This is a genomic window from Dyadobacter beijingensis DSM 21582 (assembly GCF_000382205.1).
GTDB lineage: Bacteria > Bacteroidota > Bacteroidia > Cytophagales > Spirosomataceae > Dyadobacter > Dyadobacter beijingensis.
Genome location: NZ_KB907790.1, coordinates 42,354 through 68,143, shown reverse-complemented (window position 1 = coordinate 68,143; position 25,790 = coordinate 42,354). Strand labels below are relative to the sequence as shown.

The window sequence follows — 25,790 nt, the reverse complement described above, 5'->3', positions numbered from 1 at the left end:
TAAACCATGAAGCTATTTCGCCTTGCCTTACTGCTTTACCTGCTGACATTTATCGGAAAAAACGCGGCCGCCCAGAACCTCAAACTGGCCGACGACCCGGCACAATTCATGCCGCAGCTCCGCAAACTGATGGATGGTAGCCGGAACCCGCAATATATCCGCTCGACCGTCCAGCTGGACAGCGTCTGGATGTCGGGCATCAACCCGCAGCAGCAGGCGAAATTCATCGGCATTGTGAAAACGCAGGTGGCCAAAGGGCAAAAAGGCGGGCCGCTGCTCGCATTGCTGATCCGCAACACACATGCTCTGGCCAAAAAAGCACCGGATAAGCTGGACGGCTTCCTCGACGTAGCCACTAAAGCAGGCGAAAAATACGACGCCAAAACTTTCCAGAAAGTACTGCAAACAGCCCTGCCGATCACCGAAAGCAACAAGCTTTACGGCAGCAACTACAACACGCTCTATTTACTGGGCGGGGATTTCAAATACCGATTCGACACCAAAGCCGATTCGACGGTCGCCAAAGAAACGGCGACGGCGAACGACGGCTGGGACACGCCGATAGATACCAACTACGTAATAGCCCCGAAATCCAACCCATTGCCCATTATCGCCGGACCGTTAATGGATCTCGAAAACGCGACTTTCGCGATGGTAGCAGGTGGCGACTCGGTCGTTTTCGGGCCGGCCAGTGGTAGCGTTTCGCTGCGCGATGGGGTATTCGTCGGTAAAAACGGCAAGTTTACCTGGCAGACGGCGGGTGATTCGAGCATTTACGCCGACCTCGACGCCTATTCTTTCAACATCAATCACCCGCGATTACTAGCCGAAAACAGCACGCTGCATTCCGACAACTACCTGGCGGCGCCCGTGAAAGGAACGGTGGAGTACCGGGGCATTAAGCGCATCAAAGGACAGCCGGCACAATACCCGCGGTTTGTTTCGAACGATATCGATGCGAAACTGAAAGAGGTGCGGAAAAATATCGACTATAAAGGCGGCTATTCGCTGATCGGCCTCGACCGGTACAGCTCGGCTTTGAATGACAAGTATTCGACGATCAAAGTCAAATACCAGGAAAAACCGGCATTCAGCGTACGCAGCAAGCGTTTCGCGTTGAAGGACTCTGTTTTTACAGCCAATTGGGCATTGTATTCCATGCCCCTGGGCGCGGATTCGCTCGTGCATCCGGGCGTGACTTTTAAATATAATGACGATGAAGGCCTGGTGCGGTTGGGCCGGATGGATAAAACCGACTATGGTCCGCTCCCCTACAAGGATTCCTATCACAAAATGAACATCTGGTCGCAGGCGATGCGCTGGCGTTTCCCGACCGATAAAGTGGAATTTTTGCGCATTAATGGTAAAACCGAAGTGCCCGTGCGCCTGGAATCGATCGATTATTTCAAAAAGGAAAGGTTCCGGGAGATTGCGAAGGAATATGGCTTTCAGCCGCTGATCATGGCGGCGAGCTATGCCCAGCAGACGAAAAAAACGTCGTTTTTACCGGAAGAACTGGCAGCAAAATTCAACCAGAAACCGGTCATCATCCGCAATGCATTGCAGCGGCTCGCGCTCGACGACTATTTCACTTACAACAAAGCCACGGACGAATACGCATTGAGCAAAAAAGGCGCCATGTACGTGCTCGCGAATATGGACAAGGCCGACTACGACAATTTCCAGGTAAGCGGCCAGTTCGCGGCGAACGACGAGTTGGCCAATGCGACGATCTACCTGCCTGACACCATGCTCACCGTGCTCGGGGTTTCCAGGTTTATCGTCAGCGACTCATTGAAAATCTACGCGGTACCGTCGGATAAGAAGGTGATTATCGGTAAAAACCGCAATTTCACGTTGAATGGACAGATGGTCGCTTCGAACTACCAGTTTCGCGGGCAGAATATCAAGTTCGATTACAACCAGTTCTTCGTGAATGTGGCACCGTCGGATTCGATCACCTTTACGCCGCGTGATAAATTTGCGAAAGGCCAGAAAGGCGAGGTCGGTGGGCACGTGAAGTATGAAAAAGGCGGTACGTTCTACCTCAGCGATCCGAAAAACAAATCAGGTATCCAGAAAGGTATTAAAAAGTCGCCGCGACTGGTGGTACCGGACGGTATGATCGTCTATTTTGACCAGCCGGAGCGAGGGACGGTACTCTACCCGCGCGAGGTATTTTTCAAGATCCCGAAGATCGATATGGACGGCCTCGACCAGCGTGACGTGATTTTTGAAGGAACATTCAATTCCAACGGCATTCTTCCGCCCCTGCAAACGATCCTGAAAAGCATGCCCGACAACTCGCTGGGCTTCGATTACAAGCCGCCGGTAACGGATATGAAGCTTTACGAAGGAAAAGCTCTGGCCAAGTTCACGGACACGCTCACCATGGACAACAGCGGCTTGCATTCGAAAGCCATTTTAAAATACCTCTCGGCTACTATGCCCGCTAAAAATGTCCTGCTAACCGCCGACTCATTGATGGCTACCGGAGAAACAGCCAGCATTAAGGAAGCGACCATCGGCAAAGGTTATTTCCCGGCCGTAGCGCTGAAAGATTATGCATTGAAATGGTATCCCAATGCAGACAGCATGTTTATCAGCACCACGGGCAAATCGTTCGCATTTCACCAGGGCACGACCAACCTGGAAGGGAGTTTGCTCCTGCGCTCGACGGGCTTGTATGGAAATGGTAAACTGAAACGCGCGGATTCCGAGCTGACTTCGCCGGACATCAAGTTCAATAAGGATGGGTTTCTGGCTAATAAATCGGCATTTGCGATCAATAGTACAGATGTAAAGTCGACCAAAAAGCTGCTAACCGGGAATAATGTCAATGTGGATTTCAACTTCAAAACCGGCATCGCGAACTTCGTTACCGACGAATCGGGTTTCGGCAGCGATTCTTCCGGTATGCAGATCCCGACGGCCTCTTACCAAACGCTTATCGGCAGCGCGAAATGGGACATGACGAAAAAAACGATCCTGATGAAAGGTCTGGGTGAAACATCGTCGTACACCTCTACCGATCCCGATCAGGAAGGGCTGACATTCAACGGCTCGGAAGCGACCTACGACATTGAAAAAGTAACCCTGAACATCAAAGGTGTGCCTTTTATCCAAACTGCCGACGTGAAAATCATCCCGAACGGCGGCATGGTGGCTGTCGATGCGAAGGGTAAAATCGTGCCCCTGAAAAAGGCCCGCATTGAAATCGACACGCTGAACGTGTCGCATCACATGCGCGATGCCGATATCCGCATCGATTCGCGCAACCACTTCGAGGGCTCTGCGACTTACGAGTACATTACGGCGCGGAAGGACACATTTAATATCAAAATGCAGAATTTCGAACTCGTGGAAGTGGGTGCCGGCGAGGAAGGCAAGCGCAAGCCGAAGGATAAAGCCGCTACGCCGGGCATCAAGTATTACACCACGGCCCGCGCCGACATTAAGGAGGCAGAGAATCTCTTCCTATCTCCCCGCATTCAATATAAGGGCGCTATCAACCTCGTCGCATATGAACCTTCGCTGAAACTGGACGGCTTTGTGAAGCCGGTGATCAAGTTCCGGAAGGATTTCCAGAGCTCATGGATCGTGTACCAGGATTCGCCGGGCGAATCGGTTTCGATAAAAATCAATAAAGACCTCAAAAACGAACACGAAATCCCACTTTCGGTGGGTTTGCATTACAATGAGGCCAAGGGAATGTACATGAGCTTCCTTTCGCCGAAGGATTCGGACGGCGACGAGGACATTTACCAGGCACAGGGCAACCTTAGCTACGATGAGGATAAAAAAGCGTTCCGCGTGAACCCGCCGCCGGGTGCCGACGGTCTGATCGACGAGGGTAATGCGTTGACATTTGACGATAAAACCGGCCTGGCAACGTTCGCAGGGCCATTTAAACTCATGCAGGCCAACTGGCTTCAAACCGTAGGCAGTGCCGAAGTGCAGGTGGATAGCTTGAAATTCCGCTTCAACACGATGCTACTCTTCAATGCGCCTGCATTGACACCGATCGTGCCGACGCTTACCGCGAAAATTGTGGAAACCAACCTCGCCGAGTCCAACAGCACCGCGGCCGACGACGATCCCGATCAGCTGAACCGCAAATTGTCCGCATTGATTGGCCCGAAAGGGGTCGATGCCTACATGAAACTGACAGCTGGGGGTTACAAGCCTATTTTCGAAGCATCCCCGTCGCTGGATATACCGATGGTGCTCTCGAATGTGAACCTGCATTGGTCGCCCGTGCATAACGCCTACTACTCGCAGGGCCCTATCGGTGTGTCGCATTTCGGGCGTAACAATATCAATGCGCAAATGACCGGCGTACTCGAATTGCGCCGGGGCGTGGAAGGCGATGAATTTAGCTTATACCTTGAAGCTTCCCCGGACGTCTGGTATTATTTTGACCTGAAACAGGGCGAGCTGGGCGTCGTTTCGTCGATGCTGGATTTCAACGACGAGATCGTGGCGAAGTCTAAGAATGTGAAATCCAAGGACATGACGCTCGTGAGCATTGGAACTGAAGAGAAGGATATGTTTGTTAACCGATTCGACGATTTCTATCAGCCGGCATTGAAGAAAGCGAAGCTCGTGAAAACTGCGAAGAAGAAAACGGCTGCCTCCCAAACCGAAGAAAAGAAGAAAAAAGCGGAACCTACCGAGGGATTCTAGGGCTATTAGCAGCATTTACAATAGTTTCTGCTAATTTTTGAAAAATCGTATGCATAATGATAGTTTTGCATCAGTTTTGCTTGTAAAATCCTCCAACTATCGTATTTTTGAGAAAAACTGTTTGTAATTTAAATTTATCTTTGAATAGTACAAAATGAGTGTTGCCTTATTAATAGTTGCGATTGTTGCTGCTTATTTGCTGGGTTCCATCCCAAGTTCAGTCTGGTACGGCATTGGGTATTTTGGAATAGATGTCAGGAAACACGGCAGCGGTAACGCGGGTGCCACCAACACATTCCGGGTATTAGGCAAACGCGCTGGGACAGTTGTAATGCTCATCGACGTGCTGAAAGGCTGGACGGCCACGTGCCTTGCTTCCATGCTTTTTTATATGAACGAAATAGGCGAAACCGAGCTGCTGATGTACAAGATCATCTTCGGTATCATCGCCATAATCGGCCACATTTTCCCCGTTTTTGTGAATTTCAAAGGCGGTAAAGGCATTGCCACACTGCTCGGAATGGTACTCGCCATTCACCCTGAGCTGGCGTCTGTTTGCATCACTATATTCATTCTGACACTAATTGCCTCTCAATACGTATCGCTGAGCTCGATCCTCGCTACGCTGGCGTTCCCGGTACTTTCGTGGACAGGTGCATTCGGGCACCCCGAGCCGTTACTCGTCGTTTTCGGTTTTACGATGTTTATTCTCGTTGTTTTCACACACCAGAAAAACATTGTACGCCTGCTCAACGGCAATGAGAACCGCGTGAACATCTTCGCGAAATCCAAAGCGAGAAGCTGATTACACCCAATCTAACCCTGTTAATCCGAACCCCTGAGGCACAACCTTAGGGGTTATTTTTTTAACTTGACGGCCGATTCAGTTAAGACTAAAAACAACCATTCAATGCAAGAATATATTGAGAAGAACCGCGACCGGTTTCTGAACGAATTGCTCGACCTGCTCCGCATCCCGTCGGTTAGCGCCGATTCGAAATTCAAACCCGATATGCTCAAAGCGGCGGAATATGTGCGCGACCGCATTGCCGAAGCCGGCGCCGACCGGGCCGAAATCTTCGAAACCGAAGGGCACCCTGTTGTGTACGGCGAAAAAATCATCGATCCTGCCTTGCCTACCGTGCTCATTTACGGCCATTACGACGTGCAGCCGGCAGACCCTTACGAGCTCTGGAACTCTCCCCCGTTCGAGCCGGTCATCAAAAACGACCGTATTTATGCCCGTGGCGCCTGCGACGACAAGGGGCAGTTTTATATGCATATCAAAGCCCTCGAAATCATGCTCGCGACGGGTACGCTTGCGTGTAACGTGAAGGTGATGATCGAGGGAGAAGAAGAAATCGGGTCGTCGAATCTAGGGACATTTGTCCGAAAATATAAGGAAATGCTGCATTGCGACACGATCCTTATTTCCGATACGAGCATCATCGCGAACGATGTACCGTCTATTGAAACCGGTCTGCGTGGACTAACATACGTCGAAGTGGAAGTGGTAGGCGCTAATCGCGACCTTCATTCGGGCGTGTATGGCGGCGGCGTAGCGAACCCCATCAATGTTCTTTGTGAAATGATCGCTTCGCTGAAAGACGAGGACGGCCACATTACCATTCCAGGCTTCTATGATAAAGTGGAGGAACTGACGGCCGCCGAACGCGCCGCATTGAATGCCGCGCCTTTTGATTTGGAAGAATATCGAAAAGACCTGAACATCGAAGACGTGGCCGGCGAGCGCGGCTACACTACCATTGAAAGGACCTCGGTGCGGCCTACACTGGATGTTAACGGCATCTGGGGCGGATACATCGGCGAAGGCGCCAAGACGGTGCTTCCGTCCAAAGCCAATGCCAAAATTTCCATGCGCCTCGTACCACATCAGACCGACGACGAGATCTGCGCACTTTTCACAAAACATTTCGAATCCATCGCGCCGGCGTCCGTGAAAGTGAAAGTCGTGCCCCACCATGGCGGCCTGCCTTATGTGACACCCACGGATTCAGTAGAATACCGCGCGGCGGAACTGGCAATGGAAGAATCATTCGGTAAAAAACCCATCCCTACCCGCGGCGGCGGCAGCATTCCTATTGTGGCGCTGTTCGAGCAGGAACTTGGCTGCAAAAGCATCCTGATGGGCTTCGGGCTGGATATCGACGCCCTGCATTCGCCGAACGAGAGCTATGGATTGTTTAATTATTACAAGGGAATTGAGACGATCCCGCTGTTTTTTAAACATTACGCGGAGTTGAAACGATAAGGTGCCATCTACAAAGCCCTTCGACTTCGCTTAGCGAGACAATATTATGTCATGCTGAGCGGAGTCGAAGCATCGTGCAACAATGCTTGCCTATCGCTTTCTCCGCTGCTCGCGTTTCATCTTTTTCAAATTCGCGATCGCTGCTTTTGCTTCTTTATCCTGGCTGGACTTTTTATCGGCACGATCGTCGGCGAGTTTGTAGTAGCGCAGCGCCTCGTCGTAATCTTTTTTATGCTCGGCGATTTTACCTAAACCAAGCAGCGACGAAACGTAATAACCCGCATTCAGCGAATTGGTCTGCGTGGAATAGTCGATGGCCTTTTTGTAAAAATCGGCGGCCGCGTCGTAGTTGCGGTGGTAATTCATATTGTAGTAGGCCAGCACATAAGCGGCATTCCTTCCACTAACCCCCTCATAACCAGGCATACCCTGGTTGATCTTACTGATAATATTCGTCGCGGCCTGCTCGGCTTCCGCCATTTTGCCCGTCACGAATGCCGTGCGGCAGAAGTACCGCTCGAAATACGGGTTATTTGGGAACGTCTGCCACATATATTTGGCCATTTCGTATGCCTTGCTGTACTCGTTTTCCATGCTGTAAATCTGCAACAGGAAATACCGGGCCTCCACGCGGGTGTAAAATGCATTGTTCCCCACCTTTTCCAGCTGCTGTTCGCCGAGCTTTTTATTGCCTTTCGGAAAAAGAGCTAGGATTGGTTTCAGGATCGGGTATTCTTTGGGGACCCATTCGGCATAGTAGTTGTACAGACCGTCGCCGAACAGCAATTCCGGCGAAAGGTCGCCGTTCCCCTTGCATTGTTCGAAATATTTCAATGACTTTTTACCTGCAAATGCTGCTTTCGCCCAGCTTTCGCGCTCGGCGTACAGCCTGCCTTTAAATGCATATGCGGCGGCGAGGAAGAATGCCGGTTCTATTTTGCTTTCCTGCTTATCGTACAATTCCTCCGCGAGGGTAATGGTCGAGTCCATCTGTGCGAGAAAAGCCTTGTCGTAGTTTTCGTTCTCTGTGTTTGGTACAATTTTCCACCACTCTGCGAGACCCATCAGAAAATGGGGCATGGGATGTTTAGGGTACCGGTATTTGAGCCACCGGAACTCGGCATCCGCTTCGTAAAACTGGTAATTGTACAATTTGTTGATCGCCTCGCTGGATTCTATCTGCACGCCAGGATTTTGGAGGACCATGGCGTAATTCTTGTCTAGCTCCGCCGAAGAATACAATTGAGCGACGGCAAATTGATTGGTGATAACAGTTAAACAGCAGAATATGATTGTATTAACAACTGATTTTCTCATAGCAGGGGTAAATCTCTCCTATTAACGTGCGATTTATATTTTGCGTTTGTCAGCGGCCCGGTTTTTAAAAAAAGAGTTAATATTGATCCTCAGAGTATTTGCTGTCTCCGAAAGGCCGCTTAATTGTCTTCCGGAACTTGATCCGCACTTCAAAATTATGATTAACATTCTGGATAAAACATTTGTCCCTTTCATTTCGCGGGAAACGATCGAAAAACGCATTGCAGAGTTAGCTGCCGGCATTAATTCCGATTATGCGGAGTCCTGCCCGGTATTCATCATCGTGCTGAACGGGGCATTCCTATTCGCAAGCGAGCTGGTCAAAAACATTTCGCTGGCTTGCGAGATCAACTTCATCAGGCTTTCGTCGTATGCCCAAACCGCCTCCACGGGCTCCGTAAGAGAGATTATCGGCATGGACGCGAGCATTGCGGGGCGCGATGTGATCATTATCGAGGACATTGTGGATACGGGGCTGACGATGTCGCAGCTTGTCGCAAAAGTGAAGGGAATGTCGCCCAAATCCGTTGAAATTGCTACTTTACTGCACAAACCGGAAGCATTGAAAACACCGGTGGCTATGCGCTACGTAGGCTTCGAGATCGCCAACCAATTCGTGGTCGGCTATGGGCTGGACTACGACGGCATCGGGCGCAACCTCGACGCGATTTACGTCCTGGCCTAACTCCCTCTTTATTACCAACGTTCTAAATTCCAGACCTTTATGCTTATCCAATTTTTTGGCGCCGCACGCACCGTTACCGGAAGCAAGCACCTCATTACCACCGAAAAAGGAACGAAAATATTACTCGATTGCGGGCTTTTTCAGGGTATTCAAACCGACGAGTTCAACCAGGAATTCGGTTTCAAACCCGCCGACGTCGACTATGTGATCCTCTCGCACGCGCACATCGACCACTCGGGCCTGCTCCCGCGCCTCGTGCGCAAGGGGTTCAAAGGACCGATCTACTGCACAGCCGCCACGGCAGACCTTTGCCGCGTGATGCTGCTCGACAGCGCCCATATCCAGGAAAAAGACCTCGAACGCATTAATCATCGCCGCAAAAAGCAAGGCCGCCCGCTCCTGGAAGAACTGTATAATGCCGAAGACGCCGCGCACGCCCTGACTCTTTTCAAAACGGTGCGTTACGGGCAGACATTCTTTTTGGGGGAAGAAAACGAAATTTCCGTGATCCTGACCGACGCCGCGCATTTGCTGGGCAGCGCTGCCGTGCATTTGAGTATTCCGGACGGCGGTACATTCAAGCAGGTTACCTTCACCGGCGATATAGGCCGCCCGGAAGACCGCATTCTCCGCAAGCCTGAGGAATTTCCGCAGGCCGATTATATCATCTGCGAGTCAACCTACGGCGATCGGCTGCATGAAAAGGAGATCGATATGCATGCCCATTTGCTGCGCATTGTGCAGGAAACGTGCATTCACCGCCGCGGCAAGCTCATTATCCCCGCCTTCGCGATCGACCGCACGCAGGAGCTCATCTATGCCCTCGACCAGCTTTCGAGCTCCGGCCAGCTCCCGCAGATACCGGTGTACATCGACAGCCCGCTCGCGATCCGCGCCACGGCCATCATGAAGGAGCACGACGAATGTTTCAACCCCGAAATCCTCGATTACATCGAAAAAGACGGCGACGCGTTCGCGTTTCCTTATCTCAATTACATTTCGGACGTACAGGAATCGATCGCCCTCAACGACCGGCACGAGCCCTGCATTATTATATCGGCCTCGGGAATGGCCGAAGCCGGTCGTATCAAACATCATATCAAAAACAACATCGGCGACCCAAACTCGACGATCCTGCTCGTGGGTTACGCGTCCGCCAATACCCTCGCGGGCGCATTGAAGCGCGGCGACAAGCAGGTGAACATTTTCGGCGAGCGCTTCGAGGTGAAATGCCGCGTCGAGACGATGGATTCTTTCTCCGGCCACGGTGATTACAATGAAATGCTGGAATTTCTGTCCTGCCAAACGCCCGGGCGGGTGAAGGAAGTGTTCCTCGTCCATGGCGAATATGAGACGCAAATCGCCTTCAAATTGAAGCTGGAAAAGGCCGGATACCCCAAAATCCACATTCCGGCGCTGTATGAAGGGGTAAAAATTTAAAATTTTTCAGATTTTTTCGCCTTTCAAACCAAGGAACGCTTGTAAAGTCCAAAACAAGATTGCTATCTTTGCGCACCGAATTTCAAGCCGAAGTGGTGAAACTGGTAGACACGCACGTTTCAGGGGCGTGAGGGAGCAATCCTGTGCGGGTTCGAGTCCCGCCTTCGGCACAGCATCAATGCCTCAATGAGCTGACATACAGCAAGTTGGGGCTTTTTTGTTTTAACGTGGGGGAGAAAACGGGGAAGGAATTCTCTAAAAGCAGCTAAAGTCAACTTTGTTACCTAGATATTATTTACGGATGAGTGAGCATATAGAAGTACGACTTCCATTACTACGAGAGTTTGAAAGGCTTGGCTGGGATAAGAATCAAATACAATATTTACCTGAATGGAAGGTCCCAAGATCACCAAGCGAAGCTTCAAAACGAGAAGCGGCAATGAGCTTTCAAGGATTTCCGGTCGACATTGCTATTTTTGATAACCCTTCGAACCTAGGAAACTACGAAAACATCCAAATAATAGTTGAAACCAAAGCTCCAAACGTAGAAGAAGGAATTAACCAGCTCAAAATTTATATGAGCTTAGAACCTCATACATTGCTTGGCATTTGGAGTAATGGCACTAGTTGCTGTCTGGTATATAGGACGTCTCAGGGCGGCTACTACGTTGAGAGAAACGGGACGATACCCAGACCAGGCGATTCACTTATCAAGTCAGGTACAAATAAGCTGAAATGGAACGACCTGATCTCACCCACCACGAGCGATTTAAAAAAGTGCTTTACAAGACTCTTGAACGTGGTTGTGTCTCAGGATAGCCGGAGCACGAGAAGAGATGATCAATTAAATAATCTTTGCAATGTAATTCTCGCAAAACTTGAAGGCGATAAAATATCCAAGTTCAACCCCGACGCCGCTATCGAATTTCAAGTGTGGGATACTGAATCGGAAACTTCACAAAAGGTAAGGCAACTGTTTCAAGGAATGAAGATTGCTCATGGTGACATTTTCTTAAATGACTCGGATAACGATATAAATCTTGACGATCATACTATAAGTCTAGCCGTTTATGAGTTGTCAAAGTTTAGATTACGGGATGCTTCCCTCAATGCCGTGTCTGAGGCTTTCCAAGTATTTCGAACTGCCAGTCTTAAATCAGCAGAAGGTCAATACTATACACCTTATCCTGTCATTCGTAGTGTAGTTAAGCTGATGGAAATACATCCCAGCGATAAAGTGATAGATCCTGCCTGTGGCACAGGGGGCTTTTTATTGGAATGCTACCGGCAGCTAAGGGAATCTTTTCCCTCAATGGACGACGGAGATGCGAAAGGTTGGGCACAACGACATCTTTACGGGGTGGACAAGGACCGCATAAATGTTAAGTTAACTAAGGCGATGATGCTCACTATCGGCGATGGTTCTACCCATACATATTTAGGAGATTCGCTGAGAAAACACCTTTGGAATACCACTTTCCATGAGCTTCAGGCCTCTCTGGCTCCTAATACATTTACTTGTATTGTTACCAACCCGCCTTTCGGTCAAAATTTAAAGATGAGTGCCGTTGACGCAAAAGCCGCTCGGATTGAAATTGCAAAAAAAAGTTTGAAGGGTTCAGATGGTGGCTTTTCATTTCATCCAACAAAATACGAAGAACGTGAACTTGGGATTCTCTTTCTCGAAAGGTGCCATGAACTATTGGTGCTGGGCGGTCGCTTAGGCATTATACTGCCTGAAACCTACATGTTTTCACCCTCTTACGCTTGGCTGCGTCAATGGCTTAAAGAAAGATTTACGTTTAGAGCGATACTTAATATTCCCATGGAAGCATTTCAAGGCTTCTGCAGAGCAAAAACGAATTTTTATATCCTTGAAAAAAAATCATAGTGATGTATAAGCCAAGTTGGTACCAGAACGGAAAAATACTGATAGTTAATTCGGCAACATGCGGTATTAACAAAGATGGTCACGAGCAATATATAGTTGACCCTGCGACAGGTGTCAGATCTAACGATACTATAAACGATAGTCTCGCGGAAGCTTGTGAGCAAATAAGAGCGGGTGACTACCAGCGGCCGGATATGGGTTTTTACCCGGAGTTAGATGCTATAGAAAAGGATATATTTGTTCCTAAGTATCACGACAGGTCTATCAATGCTGAAATTGAAAACTTGATTCAGGAGCATCAATATCTCACCCCAAAATCATTGGGAGAATTAGTTGATCTAGGCTTTATTGAGGTTACAAACGGGCATGGCAGTCCTAGCTCCGACCAACGTTTAGGCGAAATTCCTTATATTAAGGTATCGGATTTGAGGGCTGGCTCCGTTAACATCAATCCGACTAATATGATTCCAATATCCCTTGCACATCAATTTTGGAGAGGAAATGAATCGGGTCTACGGGCGTATGATTTAATTTCTCCAGAACGAGCATCAAAAAATATCGGCGAATTTTGCGTTCTTATGCCGGGCCAACAAAACGTTGTGCTAACAAAAGAAGTTATAGTGGTCCGCGCAACCACAAATGCGCCGTTTAATCAATTTTACTTAATGTGGGCTCTATCTCTGTCAGCTGTCCGTAAACAGTGGGATAGGATTGTTTTTATGCAGACTAATAGGGAAGATGTTGGTAAACGAATGTTAGAAATTATAATTCCTGTAGCTGTCGACACAGAGACTGCGATATCGTTCTCGGAACCGTTTAGGACTTATTATGAAAGCTTAGAGAATGCTAGGAACCAATTTATAACTAATATCGAACGTTCTGCATTTAGGCATCACATTCACCTTGGTGACAGCGCCTAACTGCCCATAGGCGAATATATAGATTATTCCTTCTTATGTCCGGTCAGCTTCATAATCAGTAGCGTCGGCATACCACGCTTAAACATGTTCGTAGCAAATGATCGACGGGCCGTATGGCTCGTTACAAGCTCCCATTTTTCAACCCCAGCGGAAATACCGGTGCTATAACCTTTGGACGTTTTAACGACGGATTTCCCACCTTTTGTAACGTGTTTCAGTATGCGATCGGTAATGCCTACCCTTTGACAAATTTCCTTCAGATAGTCGTTTGTACGCTGGTTTGACAATCCGGAGGGCAGGCAATTATCATACTTTGCCAATAGAGTTGTAACTACCTCGTGAATGACGGGAATTTGAACGCGGCCACCCATTTTACGCTGGCGTAATTCCAGGTACATGTTATTATTTTCGTCCTTTTTCAAGTGTTCGGGCTGCAGCGTTGAAAAATCGGAGAATCTTAGTCCTGTCCAGGCTGCGAAAATGAATAGGTCGCGTACGGTATTAAGTCCACTTGTGCAATTGCTCAAATCCAACTCGTAAATCTTGGCTAACTCCGTCTCAGTCAGGTAGACGTTTTCGGCTTCCTCTCTCAGGTTTGCAAATTTTCGAAAGGCCATGTTTGAAGTGAAACCTTCGTCCACGGCGGCACTCATAAAACCTTTAACATTTTCCACGTATTTGCTTACGTTGTTCGTAGCGTAGTCACGCGCCGTTAGCCAAGCTGTAAAGGACTTGTAGAAACCGGCGTCTATATTGTCGAAATCTAGATTTCTCGGATAGACCTTGGCAAACGCTTCTAATCCGTTCAATGTCGTCTTGTAGCGTCGAATGGTATCGTGCGATATAAAACGACCCGCTCTCGCCTTCGAACCTCTTATGAGTCGTGTAGGACAAGTATCAATATACCATCTCACAAAAGCTAGTAAGTCTTTCGGCTTGCTCATCTCTGGCACCGGATTAATGTAAGCATCTACCCGGCTACATACTGAATCCCGAGTGAGTGCCATACACTCTGACCACAAATCGGCAAGTATTCCGATCACTGCTTTTTTCAAGTTCGAGAGGTAAGTATTGATTTGGTCTTTATCCAGCGCATCGGCGACGTTTCTTACGCGATACTTGTCCTGATTCCAATGCGAGCGTAAGCACTTGAAAGGAGTAGAAACTTTGACGCGATCACCGTCAAACGCAACAAGGCAGTGAATAGGCGTCGCCTTGGTTGCTTTGGCGTCACGCAGCCAAAAAGTGGCATGGCTGATAGATTTTCGGGCCATAAATTGTAACTGATGAACGATGGTTCAAAGCTACAATATTCAAGATTAACGGGAGAGAAAACGGGGGAGAAATTGCTTAATTAATTTGAATTTATCCAATACTACCTTAATCGACCAAATTTTAAAAAAGCGCCTTTTATCAACTTATTGATACATTTCTGACCATTTTGTCAAATAGCAAGAGTAACGAAAATTGTACTATTCGAGTCCCGCCTTCGGCACAAAACGCTGTTTCTGTTATCAGGAACGGCGTTTTTGCTTTTAATCATAAATGTCTCTCCGATTTCCGATCTCCTCAATTTCTACCAGAAGTTTGCAATCGTCTATTTCGTAGATGATCCGATAATTTCCCGCTCTTATGCGAAATGTACGTTGACGACCTTTAAGTTTTCTGCATCCCGGCTGATAGGGATCGTCTTGAAGAGAAGAAACAGCGGCAGAGACGAGGCAATAGTCTTTGCCGGTTAGGCCGCTGAGAAATTTATCTGCACTGCGGCTCAATACAACCTGGTAACTCAACTCAGCTTGTGTTTGGCGTCCAACCTGGCTTTAACTTCATCCCAGGGAATGTGCACTTCATTCTTCCGTTGCTCCACCAAGAGGCCGTCGTAATAATCTTCAAGCAGATCGGTGACCATATCCTCCGGCCCAATTTCATGATTGAGCCGGAGGTTTACTAAAAAGATATTTTCGCGGAATCTTTTTACCACTTCGAGAACCGCTACAAACAGTTCCCTTTCAGCTGGCTTTACACTTTCCAAATTGGGTTTGATTGAACCAAGCAGCTGCAATCCCTGTGTGTATCGCTTTCTTTCTTTTAAAGCATCCTCATATCCCAAATCAAGAATTTCCTCCTGTTCTTCGACCAGGCTAATCGCGGCCTTCGAATAAAATCTCGCCATTCTTTTCAACAAGACGGAAGGCAGCGCACGTACAAACCCAGGCGCATGAGCCGATAGGCCCAGAGCCATGTCAAAAAACCACCTATATCCCGAAATCCCCAGATTCATTTGATGATCGACGTAAATACCTGCCATACAGAATGTAATGTTAAGAATATAACCTGAAATAATAGTTGTATTTAAAATTCTTTAAAGCGATTCCCATTCACCACACCTCACTCCAAAACGATCCTGACTTTCGCGGTATCCTGCCTGCCGCCAGCATTCGTCATCAAGTGCAAATAGTATGTGCCGCGGGCCCAGTCGTGGGTATCCATCTGAATTTTCTGTTCGGCATTTAAACTGGCTTGTACGTTAATTGAGCGCTTCGGTAATGCTGACTTTTCGTCGAATACCAGGATCTCCTCAGGCAATTCGTTGCAGCTGAAACTTGAAAAATCAAGCGTCACAACGTCTTTCGCAGGGTTAGGATAAGCTACGAGCTGCCCGAAACAGCCATTCACACAAATCGTCGTGCCGTCGACGACAGAACCGCAGGCGTTTGAAACGTTGATTTGAAGTCCGTAACAATCCTGGACGTTGCTATTAAAATAGGTGATACCATTTCCATTGTCCATCAGCGTGGCATTAAAAGCATTACCGCTCGTAATGGACCAGCTCGCACTGCTCGACCCGAGAAGGTTAGCGACCACATCCTGTCCCTGCCCCGTACAAACATCGGAGTCAACGCTAATGCCCGTTACGATTGGCTTACCCACATGTACCGTTTTCGTTCTCGTGAAATTACCGCAGCCATTGTTCAGCGTGGCCGTAATCGTCACCTGCCCATTTCCGTTTCCAACGCGACTGGCCGTCCCGGCAGCATTGATCGTCAATAGCGAAGAATTGCTCGAACTCCACGAGACTACCGACGTCCCTGGCTGCAAATTGGCCACGGAATAGGAATTGGTTGTACAAACAAAGTTGCTCCCGGAAATCAGAGACATATTAATGCTTGCGGTCGAGGTGTTGCCAAAACCGGATGGGTCCAACCAATTGCTCAGCCTCGTCGCGTTGCTACCCAGCCCCGTCCAGGAGTTATCGAAGCGACCGAACGCATCTTTGAGCAAACCGCTCGGAGCATTGCAATAAGATGGCCCGCCGGACAATTGGCCAACGATTTTCTTCGATTGGTTGAGGAGCGGTGCACCTGATGAACCGTGTTCTGTGACGCCATTATTCCATGAAACGATCCAATGTAATGTTCCGGCAGGCTTTTTCCCATTGACAAACAGGTAATTATCCTGTCTTTGAGGGGCACTATTAAATGTGGAGATTTTCATGACATCGCAACTAGGATGGTGAATGGTTGCACCGCTACTCGCGGCATTGACGGTCCTATCCCAGCCCAGATAAGTGATGCCGGAGTTTGGATCCGGCATTTGATTTAATTGCAACAGCACGAAATCGGATGGGTCTGCATTTGCAAGTAGCGTTGAACCATAAAACTGGATATAATTTGGATCATCCTGCGTAGGATTGCACACAGGACTCCAATACTGAAACATAAACCGCCATTGGCTAACAGGGCCCCCATCCGGTAAGCAATGATTGGCTGACAATATGTATGGAATATTATTATTACACGAGTTGTTGATCATCGAACCTGAACAAAATCGCTCCCCACTCGCACCTAAAAGCAGGCAAACCGCATTACGCTCAATTTCCCAGCCATTCCCAAAACACACCACATTGTTACTCGCAAAGCAACTGCCGGAAGCACCAAATCCTCCTACCTTACTAAGGTCAAAATCCCGGTACCCATAAGCAAGTGCAGAGATTCCAAGTTTAAGGTCTCCTTTCCGTTTTGTCAGCAGCTTTGCCTCGATCCAGATCGAATCCCCATTGAAAACCGGAGTGGCCCAGGTCTGGCTATCGTTATTTTCTTTGGGCGTAATCGGGCCCGCTGTGGTACCGCCTGTATTGTAAATTGTTAGCTCGCCGAATTCAGGGATCGCAAATGCATTGAAATTCAGGCTTAGCGACTTTGCACCGGGCGCTATGATCAATAGCCTGCCATAGGTCATCGCCCCTCTCGTTACCCAATGGGCGGATGCAGCAAAGTCTACATTCATTTTCGTCGCCGTTGCAAAGCGATAAGTCTTGGACCCCATATCCAGGGAGTCTTCCCGAAGAAGCGCTTCGATTTTCTGTCGGTCTGGAATTTCTGATTTGTAAACCGCCGCAAAGTGGTCGTTAATATAAAATCCTTGTTTTGAACTTTGTAAAACGCGTCCTCTATTTTCAATGCTGATTTGACCTAAGCATTGTTGTCCTATAAAAATAAAAAGGGTAATGATGGTGATTACATTTTTCATGATGATCTGATTTTAAGTGTGTGTATGTTATTTAACTCTATCAAAAATCAATTCTCCATCTCCATAAATCAATTTTAATTCCTTATACTTAAAGCCAATAGCATTCTTCCTGAGCGTGAATCTATTGACAGAGCGAATGAAATGATAAAATAAATAGCCCCACTGACTATCGCCCGCTTTGTTGCCTGACCAGTAATTGAATGCAATCGAATCCTCTACCGTTTTGTAATCACCCGTAAATGTGTCGTAAGACAATGTGCCCTCAATATTCCCATCCTCCATAAATTCGATTTCGACATCTTTATGCTGCCAATTCTTCGAATCCGGTTTCGTGTACGCCTTTCCCTGGTCAATCACCTTCACCATTCGCCAGCGGCCTACCAGATTATTCGGGTCGGTGTCAACATCCGTCATGCAGCCGGTCGCTGCCATTGCGCATAACAGGCATGTAAAAACAGCATTGTAAATGGTTCTATTTTTCATATTTCGCCGATGTTTAATTTGAAACATAAGGAAATATATAGAACTAAAAAACGGTTATTTGTAGTAGAAAATGCATGAATGTCCGAACGGCAGTGATGAATTATCAAGCAACGGAAACCCCTCAAAAATTGAGGGGTTATTCCTGGGTGTAATTGAATTTGATTATTTCAATTAAGATTACTGCCGCTTTTCCATTTATATTACCATTTAAACAGGCACATTTCGCCGGCGGGCGCGGGGCTATTATATTGCCAGCCTTAATCTTTTGCGTCATGTACATTAATCCGCATTACATTTCCAAACTCAAATTCATCCTCATTCCATTCACAATTGTCGCGTGGGGTACGGTGTTGGCGGCGGCGGCGATTCGGTGGTGGCTGTTCATGGGAAAAGTGCCCGTAATGGAAGTGAGCGAAGATACATGGCAGTTTTGGGTTGCCGCCATTTTACCGTGGGTGCCGATTTATTTCTTGCTCAAACCGCGGTTTGACCAGCTGGAATACAAGGCCGGAAAGGATAAGGGAAGCTGGCAAATGCAGGGTGTTTCGTGGATTTCGATCATGGTCATGCTCATGATTTCGCAAATGCTGCTAAGTTATTCAACGGGTAAAATACTAGAAATCAAGAATGTAAAGGAAATCCCGAAGCATGAGCCGGCGCGATACTACCGGATCAGGGAATTTGCGGTACACCCGTTTATTGGCGGGGTACATTATACGTCGCGGAAAAGCGGGCGGTTCAATCAAAATCTCGATATCAACATTTACTTCGTCCACCCGATCCTGACGCATAAAAGGCAGGTGATTTCGATGACTCCCCTGTACTGGTACGCCGTCGCATTTCACAAGCAGATCAGCAACCTCAGCAGTGAGGCGACCAAGCAGCGGCGTTTTAAAGCGTTTTTTGACGATTGCGTGGGCAAAATGCAGCATTACGACTTTTACACCCTCGATCAGTTCGAGCATAAGCCGGCTTCAACCGACCGGGAGAATTTCAGGATAGCCGTTCAATATGCATTGCGAAAGCCGGTTAATAGCGATTTCGTGATCCTGCAACCCAGGAAAACGCCCGTCGATTCGCATTATGGAGGCGAACTGGCCGGGATTTTCGGGGCGTATTTCGTTGGGATCGCGTTATTTATGCTGCTACTCATCCGCCCGCGACTGGACACCGAGATCTTAGCAGAACGATGAGATCGTTGGCGCGATCACCTACCTATTTCGTCGCTTTTCACCCTTTCCGAACGATTTTTTGGGAGCTAATTTTACATGCAAATATTCCCGAAAAGCATTATGGAAATCAGAACAATCTCCCTCGACAGCGAATGCGTAGTCATTACCGCGCAAGACGTCATGCTGTCCGATTCGACGTTCAACGACGTGAATATGAGCAATGTATCCATTACGGATGCCAATCTGAGCGACCTCCGCGTCGAAGGCGCGCAGCTCGGCGGCGCCGTGTTTACGAACATTGGCATGCCGCCGGCCGACCACCCGATGTTCGACCCGAACGCGGAACAGCGACCGCTGCATTTCGAAGACTGTGATTTGCACAAAAGCGCGTTTACCAGCTGCGATTTGAGTGGCGTGGAGATCTCCAATTGCAATATCGAAGGATTGACGATCGACGGCGTATTGGTTTCCGAACTGCTGGAAAACTTTAAAAACGCCAGCTCAGACCGCCATTGAATACACCGCGGTAGCCAAACCCGAGTTCCATAAATACGCCGACTTTGTTGCCGATGCGCAAACCCACGGGCGATACCTGGAATGTGCCCCCGAGATCGGTTTCGAATTGCGTGTCGTAAAAGCTGCTCCGTTTGACGAAAAATCCGACACCGGCCGTTCCGTAAAACTGAAAGTCGCGGCTTTTTACCCAATACAATGTGGCCTCACCGGCGGTGGTGAGGGAGCGTCGTTTCCAGCGGTCGCTGCCGAACATATCCGGTATCCACCTGTCCGACACGGGATTATAGACTGTCGTCCCCCCGATGGCCAGCCTCTCGGAGACGTGATACTTGTACGCCACCGACCACGCCGCGCTCACGATCCGTACGTCTTTTGGCTGATTGAATATTGCGCTGATCCACAAAGTTCCGGCGTCCGACGCGGCATTTTCGGACGCCATCATTCCTGCGCCGAAGCTCAGTTCGCTCTTGCCTTTGTCCTGCGCACGGACACCTGCCGGCATGCATATAAGCGCCAGCATGAAGGCGATTTTTAGTAGTGAGAATTTCATAGCGGGTAGTATTTTGTTACATTCAAAATAACTTCACCGCTATATTTATTTATCTTGTCAAAAGACATTAGTTCCCGTTGTCGTACAACAAGATTTTGCGTTGCGCTACGACAATTTTCGCCATCCTCTATCCATTCAGACTATGCAACTTTCCGAAGAAATAAAACCTTTGCAGCATCTTCTGGAAGCGTCGAAATTTATGATTTCGGAAGAAATTAAGGAGAAGTTCCAGGCTAATCTGAAAAGGTTTGTCATCCCGAAAGGGCGCATGCTGGTGGGTTTCGGGCAGGTGAGCCCGTCGCTGTATTTTATTGAAAAGGGCGTCATGCGCACGTACTATTCGCGCGGGACGGAGGACATTACCTCACTGCTCGTTTCGGAAGGTGATATCGTTTGCATTGCCGAGAGTTTTTTAATGCAAAAACCTTCCAGCGAGGTGCTGGAAACGTTGGAGGATACGACTGTTTACGCGATTTCATACGAGTCGTACCGCAAAATGGTAGAAGAAGATGCCTATATGAGCAAGCTCGCATTGAAACTGCTGGAACAACACCTGATCAATTTTACGGATAAAATAAAGGTTTTCAAGTACTTATCAGTAGAAGAGCGCATTGCGCACTATGTCGGGCAGCCGTCGTCGCTTTTTCGTCGCATTCCCGATCATTATATTGCTACCTACCTCGGTACCACGCCCGCGACATTCAGCCGGTGCCTGAAAACGGTTCAATTCCATTCCTAAAAATCACTCGTCATGGCCGATCATATCGTAAAACTGCTCGCTAGAACACCTGTTACGTACAATGTAAATTCGTACACCATCGAAAAGCCGGCAGGTTTTACCTACACGCCCGGCCAGGCAACCGATTTCTCGATAGCGAAAGACGATTGGGTCGCGGAAAAACGGCCGTTTACTTTCACCTCGTTACCGGCTGCCGATACGCTGGAATTTACCATCAAATCATATACCGACCACGATGGTGTAACCAACGCATTAAGGACGGTGCAACCCGGCGACAGTGTCGAAATCAGCGATGCCTGGGGCGCCATCGAATACAAGGGCGAAGGCGTTTTCCTCGCGGGAGGAGCAGGTATCACACCGTTTCTGGCCATTTTCAGGGATTTGTACACGCAGGGACAAATTGGGAACAACCGGCTTTTCTTCTCCAACCGCACCACTGCCGACATCATCCTGCGGGAAGAATTGGAGGCAATGCTCGGCGACCATTTATTCAATCTTATCTCCGGTGAAAATCCGGAAGGCTACTACCACGGCCGCATCGACAAGGATTTCCTGCAAAATCACATTACCGATTTCGACCAGCCATTCTACGTCTGCGGTCCGGACGCATTCACCGAATCGATTCTCAAAGCATTGGAAGAGCTCGGCGCCAGTGCGGATGCATTGGTTTTTGAAAAATAGATGGTTAGTCACAGGTTGATCCTCATTCAGATGTAGCCAAATTCGGCTAATTCGGAATGGACATTTTTCAGTCTGATGCTACGGCCCACCGGCACCAGCAGGTATGTTTCATCGGCCATTGCGACTACGTCCTCATAGGAATGGTCGGAAATGAGAATGCCTTTGTGCGGTTTCTGACCAAGGATAACCTTCCGCATTTGCTCCACCGCCAGCGGCGATAGTGCGGCAAAAGGCTCATCGAGCAAGGTGAACGAAACAGGCAGCAGCACCACCAGCAATGTCCCGATCAGCCGCACATTACCCGTCGATAAATCGCCGATGCGCGTATTCCGGTACTGTTGCAGCGCTTCGAAATGTTCGCAGACGGCTTCAAAATCTACATGGTAAAGCTGGCAAACCTCCTTGACGCGCAGCTGTTTCGGCAAAAAGTTGTGTTGCGGCAGATAGCTGATCAGGCCCGCTTGCAAATAGGGATGTGAAATATAGTCACCATTCACCCGGACCGACTGGCTTTCCCCGCGCAAAGTCCCGAAGATCATTCGCATCAGACAAGATTTACCCGTACCATTGCGACCGAGCAATCCGGTAATGTGGCCTGTTTCGAGTTTGATATAAATATTTTGCAGGATTTTCTGCTCCTGATAGGCGAGCCAGATGCTATCGGCTTCGAGGGTATGGTGCGTTGCTACATCCATTCACTTGCTAGCTGGATCGTACCCATTGATAAAAAGAAGAATACAAGGTCGGCCGTAAAGGCTGCCGCGAAAAGGCTGCGCTGGGAGAGGCTTGCATTGGCATAAAAGAAGAACACGTGGGCATACCGGCTACGAAGAATGCGGACCGTGATCGCTTGCAGAAAAAATTTGAACAAGACCAATGCGGGTATGACCACGCCCAGGTCGCGGCCGGTCGGCCGGCCCAGCAAATACCAGGCGCCGATCGCCACAACCCATAAATAAAGTCCGAAAGAGCGGTAAAAAATGGCTAATAGATGCAGTTTTGTTTTCATCCGGAAATCAGATTACTTCGCTAAAATAGCTTAGCAAACCCGCTGTTGATGCCCATTTAAGGATTTTTAACAATTTGACATTCAGCTATTTTCGCAGCGAAGCGACGCTTCATACAACCTTTCGGCCGTCCGCGAACCTCTTTACCTGGTCGCCCGTTGCCGTTTCTTTTATGAAATACCTTTTACCCGCCTTCTTGCTGCTTTTAAATGCATTGCCCGTCGCCGCGCAGGATTCTCTTCGCATTACATTTAGCGAAGAGCCTGATACGATTACCTTACGGCAGAAGTTTATCGACCGTTATGACAATGTGTTCATGACGCGCGTGCCGACGCGGAACCCACGGGCACGTCGACATTTCGCTTGGTGCCTATTATTTGGACCAGGATCCTGATTGGTGACTGGAAGCGCAAAATGCCTACGCCGGTTTGCGATGTCCTTCTTTGTGATGAAGAGATCCAAAATCAATGGAAACTGCGTTTTCCAGAGGCCAGTCTTGGCTTGGGACAGCGCTCTCTACGGTTTGGTATAGCCCGGGAAGCCAAGTTCGCAACTAGCCCGTTCTCCATTGATTTAAATGCCAATGCCGAATTTTACGATACGGAAATTGCCCGTATGAAGGGTTACTGGGTGAAACTCGGCTTGCAGGGACGTTATTATTTTTTGCAGCAAAAGCATATTCGCCGAGGTAAATCCGGTAATAACCTTTCCGGATTCTACACCGCATTGGAAATCGCCAATTTCATGACCAAACGTACTGCTGCGTGGAGTTTCAACAGGCAATATTGGGGCGCCTCGATCTCCGGCGGGTTCCAGCAGCGACTTTTCAGGAACATCTATGTCGATACTTCCATCAGCGTGAATGGATTTACAGATGAGGTCCCCTATGAATACAACGCCAATCGCCGAATCTCGGCCAGAGTGGCCCTGGGCTTCACATTTTAATCCTCCATCCCCCTATTTCGACCCTAACTCCACTCTTGCCCAACTTTCTAACGAAGAGAAAGTTGGGCAACTAAATTTCAGTTATACCTTTGGAGCATGCAACCGATTAGTCACTCCGAAGAAAACATCATGCGCATTCTCTGGCAGTTGAAAGAAGGCGTTGTGCATGATATCATTGAAAAATTGCCCGAACCTAAACCGCCCTACACGACCGTGTCGTCTATCGTAAGGCTGCTGGAAAAGAAAGGGTTCGTCGATCACAAGGCCTATGGAAAAACGCACGTCTACTTCCCTGCCATCTCGCGCGAGCAGTTTGCACGCAACTCGTTTTCTGACCTTATGAAGCACTATTTCCAGGGTTCTCCCAAAAACGTCGTGTCGTTTATCATGGAAGAAAAAGCCCTGAAACCCGAAGAAGTGAGTGAATTAAAGCAGCTTATCGACTCCTACTATCCTGAAAAACCCTGAACGGAACCTCCCTGCCGGAAGTAGTTTTGCCCTGTCGCGCGACAATGCCCCGGAAATGGCAGGTTTCCGGCAGCTGCATTGTTCAAACTTAAAAGCATTAGCCTGCATTCGTCTTTTTCTCCCGCATCCGCTTCACGATCCTCACGGCAGTCATGATCACGATGGCAAATGCAATAAGTCCCAAAACGCCCCAAAGCCAGTCGACCGTGTTTTTCAATACTACCAAAAAGACGATGGAAAAGAGGAATATCGTCGCTAATTCATTAAAAAGCCGCAACTGGAATGACGAAAAGCGGAATTTGCCGGCGCGCAGTTCCAACAGGATTTTACGCGTAACAGAATGATAAGCGAGCAATCCGAGGACGAAGACGAGTTTCAGCTTCATCCAGCCCTGATCGAGCCAGGCGGGGGTAATGTACAGCATGGCCGTGCCGCAAAGCAATGCAAGCCAGCAGGCAGGCGTCATGATCGCGTTGAAGAGCAACTTCTCCATTTTGGTAAATTGTGCAAAAAGGATTTCGCGCTCCGGGCTCGGCTTGTCGTTGGCCTCTGTGTGGTATACAAATAGTCGCGGCATGTAAAAGAGCCCTGCAAACCAGCTGACTACGAATATGATATGGAGCGCTTTGAAATGAAGATAGGTCATAAACTACCGGAGATTTGATTCCGACGGGATATTACGCGATCCCGATCTTTCGGCCGTCAAATTTCGTAAATATTATACGATTACGCTGATAAAACTTTATTGTGCAAGTAATCGTTACCGAAAAGTCAATAACCCGTATTGTTATGATGAGAACCACCATCCCGATTTTCACGTTTATATTTTTGTGCTGCATGGCCCTGGTGTCGTGCGCGCAATCGGACAAAAAACACAAGAGCAAAATGGACAAAGAAACAGCCTCAGCCGCACTGGACGAAACCAACGTCGATACCGCGAATACTGAAATCGCCACATTTGGGACAGGGTGTTTCTGGTGTACCGAGGCCGTAATGGAATCACTTGATGGCGTAAAGAAGGTGGTTTCGGGTTACTCGGGCGGGCACGACCCCAACCCCACTTATAAGGCCGTATGCACGGGCAATACCGGTCACGCCGAATGCGTGGAGGTGACCTACGATCCCAAGGTGATCAGCTACGCCGACCTGCTGGAAGCGTTCTTCCGGAGCCACGATCCTACCACACTGAACCGTCAGGGAAATGACGTCGGTACCCAATACCGTTCAGTCATTTTTTACCACAACGACGCGCAGAAGCAGCTGGCGGAAACGGCGAAGGTTGAACTGGACAAATCGGGCGCATATGCGAATCCGATTGTAACCGAGATCACGAAATTCCAGAAGTTTTACCCGGCAGAAGACTACCACCAGAATTATTTTGCCAACAATCCGGAGCAGGGCTATTGCGCCTTTGTGATTGCCCCAAAACTGGACAAATTCAAAAAGGTGTTTAAGGACAAGCTCCGTAAGCACATCTGATTTTGG

At 48.5% G+C, this 25,790-nt stretch carries 24 protein-coding genes and 1 tRNA gene; 15 read left to right on the top strand and 10 right to left on the bottom strand.

Going from position 1 to position 25,790, the window contains the following annotated elements; genetic code table 11:
- Positions 1–6 precede the first annotated feature (6 nt).
- From H144_RS0123875 to H144_RS0123865, 3 genes are all read left to right on the top strand, one after another.
- Positions 7–4,686: a hypothetical protein gene (locus H144_RS0123875; protein WP_019944631.1), complete on the top strand. Its 4,680-nt coding sequence runs from the start codon at positions 7–9 to the stop codon at positions 4,684–4,686.
- Positions 4,687–4,840: 154 nt separating this feature from the next.
- Positions 4,841–5,491, top strand: coding sequence for a glycerol-3-phosphate 1-O-acyltransferase PlsY (gene plsY, locus H144_RS0123870; RefSeq protein WP_026350949.1), 651 nt, complete (start codon positions 4,841–4,843; stop codon positions 5,489–5,491).
- Between the two features lie 66 nt (positions 5,492–5,557).
- Positions 5,558–6,958 (top strand): dipeptidase, encoded by a 1,401-nt coding sequence (locus tag H144_RS0123865; protein ID WP_262485421.1) that lies wholly within the window; start codon positions 5,558–5,560, stop codon positions 6,956–6,958.
- 90 nt (positions 6,959–7,048) lie between these two features.
- Here the strand turns inward: H144_RS0123865 and H144_RS0123860 are convergent, their stop codons facing one another.
- The gene (locus H144_RS0123860) at positions 7,049–8,164 is read right to left on the bottom strand and encodes a tetratricopeptide repeat protein (protein WP_229207978.1); all 1,116 of its coding nucleotides are present in this window, start codon (positions 8,162–8,164) and stop codon (positions 7,049–7,051) included.
- 268 nt (positions 8,165–8,432) lie between these two features.
- Between H144_RS0123860 and hpt the strand changes: the two genes are divergently transcribed.
- The 5 genes from hpt to H144_RS34010 all read left to right on the top strand — a co-directional run bounded on the left by hpt (position 8,433) and on the right by H144_RS34010 (position 13,211).
- The gene (gene hpt / locus H144_RS0123855; RefSeq protein WP_019944627.1) at positions 8,433–8,960 is read left to right on the top strand and encodes a hypoxanthine phosphoribosyltransferase; all 528 of its coding nucleotides are present in this window, start codon (positions 8,433–8,435) and stop codon (positions 8,958–8,960) included.
- 39 nt (positions 8,961–8,999) lie between these two features.
- Complete coding sequence (locus tag H144_RS0123850) at positions 9,000–10,400, top strand: MBL fold metallo-hydrolase RNA specificity domain-containing protein (RefSeq protein WP_019944626.1); 1,401 nt, start codon at positions 9,000–9,002, stop codon at positions 10,398–10,400.
- Between the two features lie 86 nt (positions 10,401–10,486).
- Positions 10,487–10,570 (top strand) — tRNA-Leu (locus H144_RS0123845).
- A gap of 131 nt (positions 10,571–10,701) precedes the next feature.
- Entirely contained in the window at positions 10,702–12,291 is a 1,590-nt protein-coding gene (locus H144_RS34015) for a type I restriction-modification system subunit M (protein WP_026350947.1), read from the top strand.
- 2 nt (positions 12,292–12,293) lie between these two features.
- Entirely contained in the window at positions 12,294–13,211 is a 918-nt protein-coding gene (locus tag H144_RS34010; protein ID WP_026350946.1) for a hypothetical protein, read from the top strand.
- Between the two features lie 23 nt (positions 13,212–13,234).
- Here the strand turns inward: H144_RS34010 and H144_RS0123830 are convergent, their stop codons facing one another.
- The 5 genes from H144_RS0123830 to H144_RS0123815 all read right to left on the bottom strand — a co-directional run bounded on the left by H144_RS0123830 (position 13,235) and on the right by H144_RS0123815 (position 18,227).
- Positions 13,235–14,485 carry a site-specific integrase gene (locus H144_RS0123830; protein ID WP_019944625.1) on the bottom strand — a complete coding sequence of 417 codons (1,251 nt, stop codon included), beginning with the start codon at positions 14,483–14,485 and terminating at the stop codon, positions 13,235–13,237.
- 261 nt (positions 14,486–14,746) lie between these two features.
- Positions 14,747–14,986: a type II toxin-antitoxin system RelE family toxin gene (locus H144_RS35155; RefSeq protein WP_374754599.1), complete on the bottom strand. Its 240-nt coding sequence runs from the start codon at positions 14,984–14,986 to the stop codon at positions 14,747–14,749.
- A gap of 14 nt (positions 14,987–15,000) precedes the next feature.
- Positions 15,001–15,522, bottom strand: a complete 522-nt coding sequence (locus H144_RS0123825; RefSeq protein ID WP_019944624.1) for a hypothetical protein — start codon at positions 15,520–15,522, stop codon at positions 15,001–15,003.
- 80 nt (positions 15,523–15,602) lie between these two features.
- On the bottom strand, positions 15,603–17,744 hold the full coding sequence (locus H144_RS0123820) for a T9SS type A sorting domain-containing protein (RefSeq protein WP_019944623.1): 2,142 nt from the start codon (positions 17,742–17,744) through the stop codon (positions 15,603–15,605).
- Positions 17,745–17,771: 27 nt separating this feature from the next.
- Positions 17,772–18,227 (bottom strand): hypothetical protein, encoded by a 456-nt coding sequence (locus tag H144_RS0123815; protein ID WP_157505110.1) that lies wholly within the window; start codon positions 18,225–18,227, stop codon positions 17,772–17,774.
- Between the two features lie 272 nt (positions 18,228–18,499).
- On the opposite strand from H144_RS0123815, the gene H144_RS0123805 reads away from it, so the two are divergent.
- Positions 18,500–19,420 (top strand): hypothetical protein, encoded by a 921-nt coding sequence (locus H144_RS0123805; protein ID WP_019944620.1) that lies wholly within the window; start codon positions 18,500–18,502, stop codon positions 19,418–19,420.
- A gap of 99 nt (positions 19,421–19,519) precedes the next feature.
- A complete protein-coding gene (locus H144_RS0123800; RefSeq protein ID WP_229207977.1) occupies positions 19,520–19,915 on the top strand; it encodes a pentapeptide repeat-containing protein in 396 nt (131 codons plus the stop codon).
- Here H144_RS0123800 and H144_RS0123795 read toward each other — a convergent pair.
- On the bottom strand, positions 19,887–20,465 hold the full coding sequence (locus tag H144_RS0123795; protein ID WP_019944618.1) for a hypothetical protein: 579 nt from the start codon (positions 20,463–20,465) through the stop codon (positions 19,887–19,889). The two genes, H144_RS0123800 and H144_RS0123795, sit on opposite strands and share 29 nt — an antisense overlap.
- A gap of 142 nt (positions 20,466–20,607) precedes the next feature.
- Between H144_RS0123795 and H144_RS0123790 the strand changes: the two genes are divergently transcribed.
- Positions 20,608–21,204, top strand: coding sequence for a Crp/Fnr family transcriptional regulator (locus H144_RS0123790; protein ID WP_019944617.1), 597 nt, complete (start codon positions 20,608–20,610; stop codon positions 21,202–21,204).
- Between the two features lie 12 nt (positions 21,205–21,216).
- Positions 21,217–21,885 (top strand): ferredoxin reductase domain-containing protein, encoded by a 669-nt coding sequence (locus tag H144_RS0123785; protein WP_019944616.1) that lies wholly within the window; start codon positions 21,217–21,219, stop codon positions 21,883–21,885.
- 26 nt (positions 21,886–21,911) lie between these two features.
- Here the strand turns inward: H144_RS0123785 and H144_RS0123780 are convergent, their stop codons facing one another.
- Complete coding sequence (locus tag H144_RS0123780; RefSeq protein WP_019944615.1) at positions 21,912–22,580, bottom strand: ATP-binding cassette domain-containing protein; 669 nt, start codon at positions 22,578–22,580, stop codon at positions 21,912–21,914.
- Positions 22,571–22,894 (bottom strand): hypothetical protein, encoded by a 324-nt coding sequence (locus H144_RS0123775; RefSeq protein ID WP_019944614.1) that lies wholly within the window; start codon positions 22,892–22,894, stop codon positions 22,571–22,573. The genes H144_RS0123780 and H144_RS0123775 overlap by 10 nt, the downstream gene beginning before the upstream one ends.
- A 412-nt stretch (positions 22,895–23,306) precedes the next feature.
- On the opposite strand from H144_RS0123775, the gene H144_RS32430 reads away from it, so the two are divergent.
- On the top strand, positions 23,307–23,837 hold the full coding sequence (locus H144_RS32430) for a hypothetical protein (RefSeq protein ID WP_157505108.1): 531 nt from the start codon (positions 23,307–23,309) through the stop codon (positions 23,835–23,837).
- A gap of 96 nt (positions 23,838–23,933) precedes the next feature.
- Complete coding sequence (locus H144_RS0123765; RefSeq protein ID WP_019944611.1) at positions 23,934–24,305, top strand: BlaI/MecI/CopY family transcriptional regulator; 372 nt, start codon at positions 23,934–23,936, stop codon at positions 24,303–24,305.
- A gap of 97 nt (positions 24,306–24,402) precedes the next feature.
- Here H144_RS0123765 and H144_RS0123760 read toward each other — a convergent pair whose 3' ends face one another.
- The gene (locus H144_RS0123760) at positions 24,403–24,951 is read right to left on the bottom strand and encodes a CopD family protein (RefSeq protein ID WP_019944610.1); all 549 of its coding nucleotides are present in this window, start codon (positions 24,949–24,951) and stop codon (positions 24,403–24,405) included.
- 146 nt (positions 24,952–25,097) lie between these two features.
- Here H144_RS0123760 and msrA point away from each other — a divergent pair, with 146 nt between their 5' ends.
- Positions 25,098–25,784: a peptide-methionine (S)-S-oxide reductase MsrA gene (gene msrA, locus H144_RS0123750; protein WP_188982644.1), complete on the top strand. Its 687-nt coding sequence runs from the start codon at positions 25,098–25,100 to the stop codon at positions 25,782–25,784.
- Positions 25,785–25,790 lie beyond the last annotated feature (6 nt).

What these genes read in the sequence shown, in the direction of transcription:
- H144_RS0123875 (WP_019944631.1), top strand. Translation starts at nt 7, where the DNA reads ATGAAGCTATTTCGCCTTGCCTTACTGCTTTACCTGCTGACATTTATC.
- plsY (WP_026350949.1), top strand. Translation starts at nt 4,841, where the DNA reads ATGAGTGTTGCCTTATTAATAGTTGCGATTGTTGCTGCTTATTTGCTG.
- H144_RS0123860 (WP_229207978.1), bottom strand. Translation starts at nt 8,164, where the DNA reads ATGGTCCTCCAAAATCCTGGCGTGCAGATAGAATCCAGCGAGGCGATC.
- hpt (WP_019944627.1), top strand. Translation starts at nt 8,433, where the DNA reads ATGATTAACATTCTGGATAAAACATTTGTCCCTTTCATTTCGCGGGAA.
- H144_RS0123850 (WP_019944626.1), top strand. Translation starts at nt 9,000, where the DNA reads ATGCTTATCCAATTTTTTGGCGCCGCACGCACCGTTACCGGAAGCAAG.
- H144_RS34015 (WP_026350947.1), top strand. Translation starts at nt 10,702, where the DNA reads ATGAGTGAGCATATAGAAGTACGACTTCCATTACTACGAGAGTTTGAA.
- H144_RS34010 (WP_026350946.1), top strand. Translation starts at nt 12,294, where the DNA reads ATGTATAAGCCAAGTTGGTACCAGAACGGAAAAATACTGATAGTTAAT.
- H144_RS0123830 (WP_019944625.1), bottom strand. Translation starts at nt 14,485, where the DNA reads ATGGCCCGAAAATCTATCAGCCATGCCACTTTTTGGCTGCGTGACGCC.
- H144_RS0123825 (WP_019944624.1), bottom strand. Translation starts at nt 15,522, where the DNA reads ATGGCAGGTATTTACGTCGATCATCAAATGAATCTGGGGATTTCGGGA.
- H144_RS0123820 (WP_019944623.1), bottom strand. Translation starts at nt 17,744, where the DNA reads ATGAAAAATGTAATCACCATCATTACCCTTTTTATTTTTATAGGACAA.
- H144_RS0123815 (WP_157505110.1), bottom strand. Translation starts at nt 18,227, where the DNA reads ATGAAAAATAGAACCATTTACAATGCTGTTTTTACATGCCTGTTATGC.
- H144_RS0123805 (WP_019944620.1), top strand. Translation starts at nt 18,500, where the DNA reads ATGTACATTAATCCGCATTACATTTCCAAACTCAAATTCATCCTCATT.
- H144_RS0123800 (WP_229207977.1), top strand. Translation starts at nt 19,520, where the DNA reads ATGGAAATCAGAACAATCTCCCTCGACAGCGAATGCGTAGTCATTACC.
- H144_RS0123795 (WP_019944618.1), bottom strand. Translation starts at nt 20,465, where the DNA reads ATGAAATTCTCACTACTAAAAATCGCCTTCATGCTGGCGCTTATATGC.
- H144_RS0123790 (WP_019944617.1), top strand. Translation starts at nt 20,608, where the DNA reads ATGCAACTTTCCGAAGAAATAAAACCTTTGCAGCATCTTCTGGAAGCG.
- H144_RS0123785 (WP_019944616.1), top strand. Translation starts at nt 21,217, where the DNA reads ATGGCCGATCATATCGTAAAACTGCTCGCTAGAACACCTGTTACGTAC.
- H144_RS0123780 (WP_019944615.1), bottom strand. Translation starts at nt 22,580, where the DNA reads ATGGATGTAGCAACGCACCATACCCTCGAAGCCGATAGCATCTGGCTC.
- H144_RS0123775 (WP_019944614.1), bottom strand. Translation starts at nt 22,894, where the DNA reads ATGAAAACAAAACTGCATCTATTAGCCATTTTTTACCGCTCTTTCGGA.
- H144_RS32430 (WP_157505108.1), top strand. Translation starts at nt 23,307, where the DNA reads ATGCCTACGCCGGTTTGCGATGTCCTTCTTTGTGATGAAGAGATCCAA.
- H144_RS0123765 (WP_019944611.1), top strand. Translation starts at nt 23,934, where the DNA reads ATGCAACCGATTAGTCACTCCGAAGAAAACATCATGCGCATTCTCTGG.
- H144_RS0123760 (WP_019944610.1), bottom strand. Translation starts at nt 24,951, where the DNA reads ATGACCTATCTTCATTTCAAAGCGCTCCATATCATATTCGTAGTCAGC.
- msrA (WP_188982644.1), top strand. Translation starts at nt 25,098, where the DNA reads ATGAGAACCACCATCCCGATTTTCACGTTTATATTTTTGTGCTGCATG.